Origin of the sequence: Hydrogenimonas thermophila (assembly GCF_900115615.1) — a bacterium.
GTDB lineage: Bacteria > Campylobacterota > Campylobacteria > Campylobacterales > Hydrogenimonadaceae > Hydrogenimonas > Hydrogenimonas thermophila.
The window spans coordinates 53,966-64,836 of record NZ_FOXB01000001.1; the positions used below are offsets into that span (position 1 = coordinate 53,966).

General features: G+C 27.7%; 9 protein-coding genes. All 9 read left to right on the plus strand.

Annotation, left to right across the window (positions count from 1 at the left end):
- The first annotated feature begins 10 nt into the window (after positions 1-10).
- The 9 genes from BM227_RS00255 to BM227_RS00295 all read left to right on the plus strand — a co-directional run bounded on the left by BM227_RS00255 (position 11) and on the right by BM227_RS00295 (position 10,815).
- Complete coding sequence (locus BM227_RS00255; RefSeq protein WP_092909761.1) at positions 11-1,591, plus strand: hypothetical protein; 1,581 nt, start codon at positions 11-13, stop codon at positions 1,589-1,591.
- Positions 1,592-1,742: 151 nt separating this feature from the next.
- On the plus strand, positions 1,743-3,380 hold the full coding sequence (locus BM227_RS00260; protein WP_092909763.1) for a DUF6055 domain-containing protein: 1,638 nt from the start codon (positions 1,743-1,745) through the stop codon (positions 3,378-3,380).
- A gap of 20 nt (positions 3,381-3,400) precedes the next feature.
- The gene (locus BM227_RS00265) at positions 3,401-3,832 is read left to right on the plus strand and encodes a hypothetical protein (RefSeq protein ID WP_092909766.1); all 432 of its coding nucleotides are present in this window, start codon (positions 3,401-3,403) and stop codon (positions 3,830-3,832) included.
- Positions 3,829-4,596, plus strand: a complete 768-nt coding sequence (locus BM227_RS00270; RefSeq protein ID WP_092909768.1) for a hypothetical protein — start codon at positions 3,829-3,831, stop codon at positions 4,594-4,596. The genes BM227_RS00265 and BM227_RS00270 overlap by 4 nt, the downstream gene beginning before the upstream one ends.
- Before the next feature lie 5 nt (positions 4,597-4,601).
- Positions 4,602-5,690: a hypothetical protein gene (locus BM227_RS00275; RefSeq protein WP_143089667.1), complete on the plus strand. Its 1,089-nt coding sequence runs from the start codon at positions 4,602-4,604 to the stop codon at positions 5,688-5,690.
- Positions 5,691-5,898: 208 nt separating this feature from the next.
- Positions 5,899-7,308, plus strand: coding sequence for a mannose-1-phosphate guanylyltransferase/mannose-6-phosphate isomerase (locus tag BM227_RS00280; protein WP_092909773.1), 1,410 nt, complete (start codon positions 5,899-5,901; stop codon positions 7,306-7,308).
- Complete coding sequence (locus BM227_RS00285; RefSeq protein WP_245756988.1) at positions 7,309-8,082, plus strand: ABC transporter permease; 774 nt, start codon at positions 7,309-7,311, stop codon at positions 8,080-8,082. It abuts the gene before it with no gap.
- Positions 8,082-9,299: an ABC transporter ATP-binding protein gene (locus BM227_RS00290; RefSeq protein ID WP_092909776.1), complete on the plus strand. Its 1,218-nt coding sequence runs from the start codon at positions 8,082-8,084 to the stop codon at positions 9,297-9,299. Before BM227_RS00285 ends, BM227_RS00290 begins: the two co-directional genes overlap by 1 nt.
- Entirely contained in the window at positions 9,292-10,815 is a 1,524-nt protein-coding gene (locus BM227_RS00295; RefSeq protein ID WP_092909778.1) for a methyltransferase domain-containing protein, read from the plus strand. The genes BM227_RS00290 and BM227_RS00295 overlap by 8 nt, the downstream gene beginning before the upstream one ends.
- The last annotated feature ends 56 nt before the right edge of the window (positions 10,816-10,871 follow it).

Consider the following 10,871-nt stretch of genomic DNA (forward strand, 5'->3'; position numbering starts at 1 on the left):
GGAGGAAAGTATGAAAAAGCTTGTTACAATAGGTTTAAGTTTAGTTACAGCGGGGATGCTTTTAGCATCTCCAAATGACTCTTATGATTCTGGATTAAAAAGAGCAATTGACTCAACTAACTCACTAATTATGGATAACCATTTCATAAAAGCTGGGGTTAGTGATGACGGTACTTTTGGAGTTAATGGTAATACCAAACCTGGGTTTGAGTTAGATCCTGATGGTGAGGGAAATTATACTTTTGTTAAAGAAGATGGAACAGAAGTGATTCCAGATTATTTAACTCCTGGTTCTCCATTTGAGGGATTTAGTATTAAATTTACTCTTGATGATAATAGTACAGTTTATAAAGTTAATGAAAATAGTTACACAACAGATATTACTGAATCAAACATTACAGCAGTTGACAAATCTACTGATGGTAACATAACAGCTGTAATGCATCAGGCAATTGTGAGCGAAGGAGCAACGAATTATATTGAAATTAAACAGCTATATACACTCGTACCTGGAAGTACAACACTAAATATTCAAGTATATATAACAAATATAAGCGATCAAACACTTAAAGATGTTAAATATGCTAGATTTTTGGATCCAGATCCGGATAATTTGGTATATGGTGATTTTGATACAAAAAATCAGCTAGGACTCAATATAGAGACTCCTGATGGAAATATTACTTTGCCTAGTCAAAATATTGCTTATGCATTAGGTGCTAAAACAAATATGCCAGTAGGATTATTTACTTTTGATGAAAAGTATGAGCATAACGCTGTTATTTCACCTAGTTGGACAAAAGATCCAGATAAAATATTGCTTGGTGGATGTGATGGAGATGGAGATGAAAATGCAACAAGTTGTTCAGATGGTGACTATACAATAGGAATGGCTTTTAAAGTAAATGAAATAATGCCTGGAGAGACTGTAGTATTGAACCTCGGCTACCTTTTTGGAAATTCACTGGCTGAAGCTATAGAGTCTTCTACAAAAGCTGTACTTGATAAAACATTTATAGATTCATTAGGCTTAGGATGGCACTTAGTTGGTACAAGTGAAGCAATATTGGATATGTCAATATTTGATAGTGCTGACATTGTATGGGTTTATCAAGATGGCTCTTGGCAATGGTATACAGTAAATGACATATATAAGCCAACGCTTGTAGATAGTGGATTCCCAGAAATTAAATCTATTAAACCTTTAAGCGGAATTTGGGTTTATAAAAAAGAGATTACAATTCCAGTAATTGAAACAATAACTACTTCATCATCTGCAGATTTGGGTACAGTGTATATGGTCAGTGAATCTGAAATTATTTCTAAAAAATTTGATTTAGTTGATGATACTGGTAGTACTGTTACAGTAGAGTTTAATTCAGATTATACTGTAACTGTTGTAGATGCAGATGGAAGCACATATGATTATACTTGGAGTGTAGATAGTGATGGAAAACTGTTTTTAACTTCTGAAGGAGAAGATATTACAGTAACCTTTTATGGACCAGTTGAAGCTGGTACAAAACTTTACTTAGAGTTTGATGATGGTACTTCTGAAGTAAATACTATTACATTAGTAACTGATATTTAATTTATTAATTTCCTCTTCTCCTTAAGTAGGGGAAGAGGTGTAATTGTAAATTTATAATTTACTAATTTTATGGTACATTAAAGTAATTATAAATTTGCAATTATTGTTAATCTTTTTGTCTTAAATTAAGTTTAATATGGGAAAATGAAATATGAAAAAACTTTTAATTTTAATTATTTTAGTTAGCTACTCTTTTGGTATTACTGATATATTATATAAACCTGTTGTATATAGCTCCACTTTATCAGCACGAACACTTTACTCTGCTACACCTTATTACCCTGAGTATCTCTCTTCAAGTATTGATAAAGATGACAAAAATATTTTTATTTATTCAGGTCATTTTAGAGTAATTTATGGAATATCATATGAAGATTCGATTTTAACAAGAGATTTAGCAAACACAATATTGAGTGCAGCAAATGAAGTATGGGACAAAGAGATAGATGAATTTGGATTTAAAGCTCCAAGGAATAGTGAAAATTACTATATTGATATATATATTGGAAATAGAAGTGCATACAATAAAGATAGTGGTTCATATATGAATATAAGTAGTTATTATGCTGGATATGCTACAGCCTATAGTGACGGTACTCCATATTTTGTCATAAATCCAAGTGTTGACATAAATATTTTAAAAGTAACTATTGCTCATGAGTTTTTTCATACCATACAGTATGCTTATGGTTTAGGAGATGTATCAAATGAAATTTGGTATAAAAATTTATGGTTTATGGAAGCTACTGCTACAATGATGGAGGATGAAGTATTTGATTATGTTAACGATTATGTTAATTTTATCAAATATTACATTGACAGTACATATAAATCTATTGAATATTACAACTCTGCAGTAGAGTATGGCAAAGTGATCTTTGCAAAGTATTTAAAAGAGAAGTATGGATTGAATTTCATTAAAAGTTTTTTTGAGAGTTATAATGTAGAAAAAAGTGCATTAGATGTTTTAAAAGAGAAGTTTGTTGAAGAGAACAGCTCTTTTACGGATGAAATGTTGGAGTTTGGTACTTGGATGGTAAATAAAGATAGTTTTTTTGAAGAAGGAATTTCTTATCCATCTCCTTATACATTTGATTTAGATGATAATTTAAGTGTAGAAGAGTATGGGCTGGTTTTTATTAACAGGGGTTCAGATAGATATTTAGTAAGCTCTAATCCTGAGTATGCTCAATGCAATTTTAAAGGTGAAAAAGATTTAATAGATAATGTAGATATTAACGGATTAATTTTTTTAAATACTAAAAATATACCAATTTATACTGATATTTCAAAAAATAATAAATTTAATGGTTATTCTTTAAAAGCTGGTTGGAATATGGTTTCAAATATTTTAGATAGAAATTTAAGTTTGGAAGATTTATTTGTAAACAATGAAATAGTATGGCTTTTTAGGGATGGAAAATATTATGCATATTCAGCAAATAGCACAATACAAAAAATTATTGAAGAAAAAAATATAGATATTCTTGATAATCAAATGTTACCTGGTGAAGGTGCTTGGGTATATGTTGAAAATGATGAAGTTATTGATTTTGATAATGAAAAAGTTTCAGGTTTTAATCTTAATTTAAAAGAGGGATGGAATTTTATTTCTATTGCATCAAGTTCATTTGATATTAATAAAATAATTGAACCAGTAATAATTTGGTTTTTTAATAAAGAAAGTGGAAATTGGGAGTATTATACTAATTTAGATATAGAGTTATCTTATGAAAAGATTGATAAAATAATTCCTGGAAATGGGTATTTTGTCTATTTTTATCCATAAAATTAAAGAAGGGGAGATTTGTGAAATACTTTAATTTACTGTTTTTGTGTTTAGGGATGGCTTTACCTCTTTACTCTGAAAACATACCTATGCCACCAGCTATGCCATCAGTTAATTTAAATACTAAAAATGATTTAAAAAAAATTGAAAAAAAAGTTACAAAAAAATCAAGTTCAAAGAATTCATGTTCACTTATTCCACCTATGATAGTCAATCTTCCACCTATGTTAGAAGATGACTTAGAAAAGTGTAAAAACAGTATGTATCTTCCAACAAAAACAATTGCAGAAAAAAAGTTGAAGATGCTTTTAAAAAAAGAGGTAAAAGTAAATAGTGTAGATATTGTTAATGGTTTTAGTATGCTTTATAAAATTTATACTAATAAAGGTATCTATTATTGCAATAAAAAGATAGATAAGTGTCTATTTGCTTCTGTTGGAGTTATTGAATGAGTCGATACTTTTTATTTGGCTTACCTGTTATAGTTTTAGTTTATATAATTACTTTTTCGGAACCTACTGTTACTAAAGTTAATGATGTTAGTATTAAAAAAGAGGTATCTGAAAAATATAGTTCAAAAAATAATACAATTTCAAATGATATTGTAATTGAATATGATTCTACTTCCTCAGATAAAATAAATGTATCAAAAAGTTTAAATAATGAAAAAAAAATTATGAAATCAGATAAAGTAGAAGATAAAAGATATACTGCAATAAACAATGAAAAAGACTATAGCTCTAAAGTTGAAAAAAGTATTCTTATAAAGAAAGAGAAAGATATAAGAAGTAAAGAAATAACAAAATTAACAATAGATGAAAATGTAAAAAAGATCATTGGAAAACCTAATTTGAAACCAGTATATAAAGATTGGAAGAAGAGTGGTGAACTTTATTATAATGTTTATGTGGAAGTAGCAAAAAAAGAAAATCTAAAAATACAAAGTGAGTATTCTAATTCAGAAAATGTAAATCAGAGTTTGACTCCTCCAAGTATGCCTATTATTACAACTGTAAATATTGAGAATGAAACAGTTCATGTTATATTACCTGAAAATACAACAGAGGCATATGTAGTAACTAAAGATAGTACTGACAGTGATTTAGAGTCGCAAACTGATAGTAGTAAAAGCGATACTGATAATATAAACTATACTCAGATAGATACTACTAGCAATGAGGTTATTGTAATGACTCCTCCATCTATTGGTGAATGATGTTAATGCGGTTAAATATATTACTACTACTTATATTATCAGTACCACTTTTTTCTGATGGAACTTTTAACCTTCAATTACTAAACAGACATGCTTTTGTATTACCTGAAGGAAAGATACAAGTAAAATTTGGTTATTTGCGTATTAATGATGCACTTGATGTTTTCAATATAAAAGAGCAACAGATCGGTGACCTTGAATCAAAATATGGCACAATGGGTGATATGACAGGTGCTGAAATAGAAGTAAGGCATGGTCTTACAAAGAATGATACACTTTTTTTAAATCTTCAGCAGTGGAATATAGCATACAGTAGCTCAAAATTAAAAAATCGTCATTTAGAGTTATTTGAAAGACACCTCTTATATTCTAATAAATACTTAACCACTTTTAATACTATAACTGCAGATGGTGGTGTTATATTTGATAAAGCAGATGACCTTCATATTACAAACGATAATCTTATAAATAATATGATTCAGAAAATTAAACCGGGAACAAAAATTAAGATATTGGATGGTTCTATAATAATTGATGATCTAAAGCTTACTTTTTATGATAAAGACGGAGACAAAATTTACCCTCACGTTGTAACCAAAAACATGTCTCACAGTGCACTGTTTGCCCGTTTAGCTACTGGAAAAAGATTTAGTTCAAAAGCAATATTAAGTCTTTATGCTGGTATAAGAAGAAGCAAAGTGACTTCAAGAGTAGAAGCTGCTCCAATAGGTGAAAACTCATTTTTAGATAGTCAATTAAAAAAGCTTGAACCAATAAATTTTAATAGATATGAAACTATGGTAAATGTTGGTATAGTTTATGGTTTGGTCTTCTCACGCAAATGGTTTGCTGAGTTTAGTTATGAGTTTGATAAATTTTTTCGTGGAGATGATTTGACTTATATGGATACAAACCACATTATTAAAGCATCACTTACGAGGGCAATTAATCGTAATTTATCAATTTTTGCCGGTGGACAGATTATGTTTCATCAATTAAATACAGATCTCCCTTATCTCTATAATGAATATACTAAAACTCAATTTGACAAGAAGTATGGTTTTATTAATTTAGGGTTTGTATATACATTTTAAAATTTATAATATATTTTCAATTACTTTTTTAAATTAAGTGAAGATTTAAAGTATTATATGGTGTTTTGAAAATATAGATTAAGATTTGTACGATATAATTCCAAACAAAAAATCTAATCTTATTCTATCAAAGATTATTAAGAAGATAAAAAAATTTTCAAAAATCACTATTTTGCTTATAATAAACCTACATTAAAAAGAGAGAAGTATGACAAATATTGTTTTATGTGGTGGCAACGGGACCAGGCTTTGGCCATTAAGCCGAAAATTGATGCCAAAGCAATTTATAAAATTATTTGATGAAAAGTCTCTTTTTCAGCTTACTATAGAAAGAAATGATGTATGCTGTAGCAAAAAGTTGATAATTTCAAATACTGAACAATATTTTTTAGCGCTAGATCAAATAGAAGAACTAGATAATGCAAAGCTAAAAACTTCTCATAATACAAACTATTATAGAGAAAGTTCAACATTTTTGTTGGAGCCAATTGGAAAAAACACTGCACCGGCTATTGCACTCGCTTGTTTCTCTCTAAATCTTGAAGATGTTGTATTAGTCTCTCCATCTGATCATCTTATAAAAGACAGTATCAGTTATGAAAAGGTTTTGCTAAAAGCTGAAAAATTAGCTCAAGAGGGGTTTTTAGTTACGTTTGGTATTAAACCAAGGTATGCTGAAACTGGCTTTGGATATATTGAAGCAGATGGTACAGATGTAAAAGCATTCCATGAAAAGCCAGATGAATCAACTGCTCAAAAATATTTAAAAGCAGGAAATTACTATTGGAATAGTGGCATATTCTGCTTTAAAGCAGGAGTTTTTTTAGAAGAGTTAAAAAAATATTCACCTGAAATTTATGAAATGGCAAAATTAGCCTATGAGAGTAGTAAAGAAGAAAAAGATATTATTAGAATAAATTATAATGATATGATAAAAATTCCAGAAGATAGCATAGATTATGCTGTAATGGAAAATAGTAAAATAGTTAAAGTAGTAATTGCTGATTTTGGATGGAATGATTTAGGAAGTTTTGATGCATTGTATGAAGAGTTACCAAAAGATGAAAATGGTAATACGCTTAACTCAGATTATATATCTATAGATAGTAAAAACAACTTAGTATTTTGTGATACTAGGAAGATAGCAACAATTGACATTGAAAATACAATTATAGTAGATACGGGTGACGCAATTCTCATATCAAAAAAAGGCTCTTCTCAAAAAGTAAAAAAAGTTGTTGAAGAGATTAAAAAAGATACAGAGTTACATAATATTCATCTTACTGCTCATCGTCCTTGGGGAACATATACAGTATTAGAAGATACACCAGGCTATAAAATAAAAAAAATAGTAGTAAAACCAGGAAAAAGGCTTTCGCTTCAAAAACATTTTCATAGAAGTGAGCATTGGATAGTAGTGAGCGGCACAGCAACAGTAACAGTAGGCGATAGAAAATATTTAGTACGACCAAATGAGTCTACATACATAAAAATGGGAGAAGTGCATAGGCTTGAGAATGAAGGAAAAATAGATGTAGTTCTCATAGAAGCTCAAGTAGGCGAATATACAGGTGAGGATGATATTGTTAGAATTGAAGATGATTTTAAGAGATTTTAAATGAAACATAATATTTTGCTAGCTTTTGATTTTGCAAAAAGGGAATTAAAAGCAAAATATGTAGGTACTAGTATAGGACAGTTTTGGTATTTATTGTCTCCATTAATTATGATATTTATTTACTCAGTAATTTTTTCAGATTTTATGAAAATGAAATTAGACATAGTTGATAATAGTTATGCATATAGCATATATCTTATTCCTGGACTTTTAGCTTGGACTTCATTTAGTACTATAGTGATGAGATTAAATAATTCCTTTTTAGAAAAAGCAAACTTGATTAAGAAAATTAATGTACCAATGTATTCATTTCAGTTGGGTATAGTGTTAAGTGAGTTATTTATGTTTTTCATTTCTATGTTATTAGGAGTTATATTTTTAGTAATAGTTAAACAACCAATTACAGTAGAATTCTTATGGTTACCTATAATTATGGTATTGCAAACTATATTTGCTTTTGGAATTGGAGTAATATTTTCTTTATTTACCCCTTTTTTTAAGGATTTAAAAGAGATTATACCGATAATAATACAATTATGGTTTTGGATGACTCCTATAATTTATTTAAATACAATGTTGCAAAATAAATATCCTAAACTATTAATTTATAATCCAATATATTATTTTATTGAAGTGTATCAAAATATTTTTTTATTTGCTAAACCACCATCAATTGATAAAATATTAATTGTTTTATTGTTGTCATTTACAACACTTTTTATAGCTATTTATTTTTACAAAAAAATGGTATCCACAATAAAGGATATTATTTAATGAAAAAAGTCCTTGAAGTAAAGAATGTAACAAAAATATTTAAAATGTATAATAATAATTTCGATAGATTAAAAGAGCTATTTACAAATAAATCTTATCATAAAGAATTTATAGCGAATAACAATATATCTTTTGATTTATATCAAGGTGAAACTCTTGGTATAATTGGAGTAAATGGTGCAGGTAAATCAACTATTTTAAAACAAATAGCTGGAGTATTAGAGCCAACAAGTGGAAAAATAATTAGACATGGCAGGGTGACTGCACTTTTAGAGCTTGGTACAGGTTTTAATGACCAAATGACAGGAAGGGAAAATATTTACTTAAATGGCTCACTTATTGGAATGTCTTATAAAGAATGTAAGGAGAAAGAAGAACAAATTATAGATTTTAGTGAATTAGGTGATTATATAGATGAGCCTATTATAACATACTCATCTGGAATGAGAATGCGCTTAGCATTTTCTATTGCTATCTTTTCAAAACCACAAATCCTTATAGTAGATGAAGCACTCTCAGTTGGAGATGCCCATTTCAGTGCAAAGTGTACAAGAGCACTAAAAGATAGAAAAAAGGAAAATATGAGTATAATTTATGTTTCACATGATTTGAATTCTCTAAAACTTCTTTGCGACAGAGTAGTATTGCTTAATCATGGTGAAATTATAAAAATAGGTGACCCTGAAAATGTAATAAACTCATATAATTATCTTATTGCTAAATTAAATGAAAAAGAAGAGAAAATAGAAATAAAAAGCACCAAGAATAACTCTTTTGGAACTTTTGATGTAGAGATAAAAAAAGTTAGTATAAAAGGTGAGAAATCTAAATCTAATATTATTAGTTCTGGAGAGATTGTTGATATAACGATTAATATTGATTCTAAAATTAATATTAATGACGTAACTGTCGGCATAATGATACGTGACAAATTTGGTCAAGATATATTTGGGACAAACACATTTTATCATAACATGAAAATTGATTTTAAAGCTAATAAAAGCTATTTATGTAATTTTCATTTCCCTTTAAATATAGGTATTGGAAAGTATAGTATTACTGCTGCAGTACACTCAAAAGATACTCATCTTGAATATTGCTCTCATTGGCTTGATAATGCAGCAAAATTTGAAGTAGCTGGAATTATAGGAAGTTATTTTAGTGGGTTATGTAGACTTGAACCAAAATTATCACTGAAAGAGTGCATAAATGAATAAAATGAAAATTGATAACTCTATTGAAAGTTTAATGAATAAAATTAAACATGATGTAGAAAAAAGAAAAAATATTATTAATACTTATAAAAATAAGAGAAATACAAATTTAGTGTTTACTCCCCAAAAAAATATTATCAATAAAAGAGATATACCTTTTGTATATAAAGATATTTATGAATATTCAGATTTTACAAAATTTCAGGATATTGAGTTTATTAAAAATTTATATAAAGGTATATTAAGAAGAGAAGTAGATTCAAATGGCCTAGAATATTATTTAAAATTATTAAGAAGTGGAGATAAAAGTAAAAGTGAAATAGTTTCTTTAATAAGATATTCAAAGGAGGGGAGAAGAAAAAATATAAAAATACTTGGTTCTAAAAAAAGATTCTTTCAAGCAGTTTTATATAAAGTTCCATTAATAGGCTATATGTCTAAAATTTTTATTACTATATGTACTTTGCCTAGATTATTAAAAAGATTAAATAGTTATGAAAGTTATATCGCACAAGAATCAATAATAAACTATAAAAATGATTTATTGCTTGAAACAGCATTACATCAGAAAACTGAAGAGTTAGAAGAAAAATTAGATGAAAAGGTTAAAGAGTTAGAAGAAAAATTAGATGAAAAGGTTAAAGAGTTAGAAGAAAAATTAGATGAAAAGGTTAAAGAGTTAGAAGAAAAATTAGATAAAAAAGTTGAAGAAAAAGATTTTGAATTATACTTAGAAACTGTATATTCTATAAAAGAATATATGAGGAATTCTCAAAAAAAACTACAAGATCTTATAAACGAAGCAGAAAAAAGATTGCCAAGAGAAATTTTAAATGAAAAAGAATTACTAACTATAGTAAGAGAGAAAAAGCATAAGTATGATTCTTTTTATGTAGAATTTGAAGATAAATTTAGAGGCTCAAGAGAAGATATTAAGCAAAGAGTAAAAGTATATTTGCCTTATATTGAAAAGTTATTAGTTAAATCTAAAGAAAATATTAAAATATTAGATATTGGATGTGGTAGAGGAGAATGGATAGAGTTATTAACAGAAAATGGTTATAGTGCAAAAGGTATAGATATTAATCGTGTAATGGTTGATAGATCAAAAAAACTAGGTTTAGATGTTCTAGAAGCAGATGCAATTGAATACCTGCAGACATTAAAAAATGAATCATTAACAGTTGTAACTGGTTTTCATATTATTGAACACCTTTCTTTTGATATACTTATGAAACTTTTTGAAGAGAGTTATAGAGTTCTAAAAAAAGGTGGAATGATAATTTTTGAGACACCAAATCCTGAAAATATTATTGTTGGTGCTTGCAATTTTTATATTGATCCTACGCATAAAAATCCAATACCACCTGTTACTAGTAAATTTATTGCTGAAAAATGTAATTTCAAAGATGTAAAAATTAAATATTTAAATGGAAATTTTGGAGTTAACTTTACTGATAAATTTATTGATAATCAGTTTGGAAGTCAATTAGACTATGCTGTTATTGCATATAAATAAAATTTTTTAATTTGCTTATTTATAAATGTCTTTTAGTTATTATGATTTTAAATGAA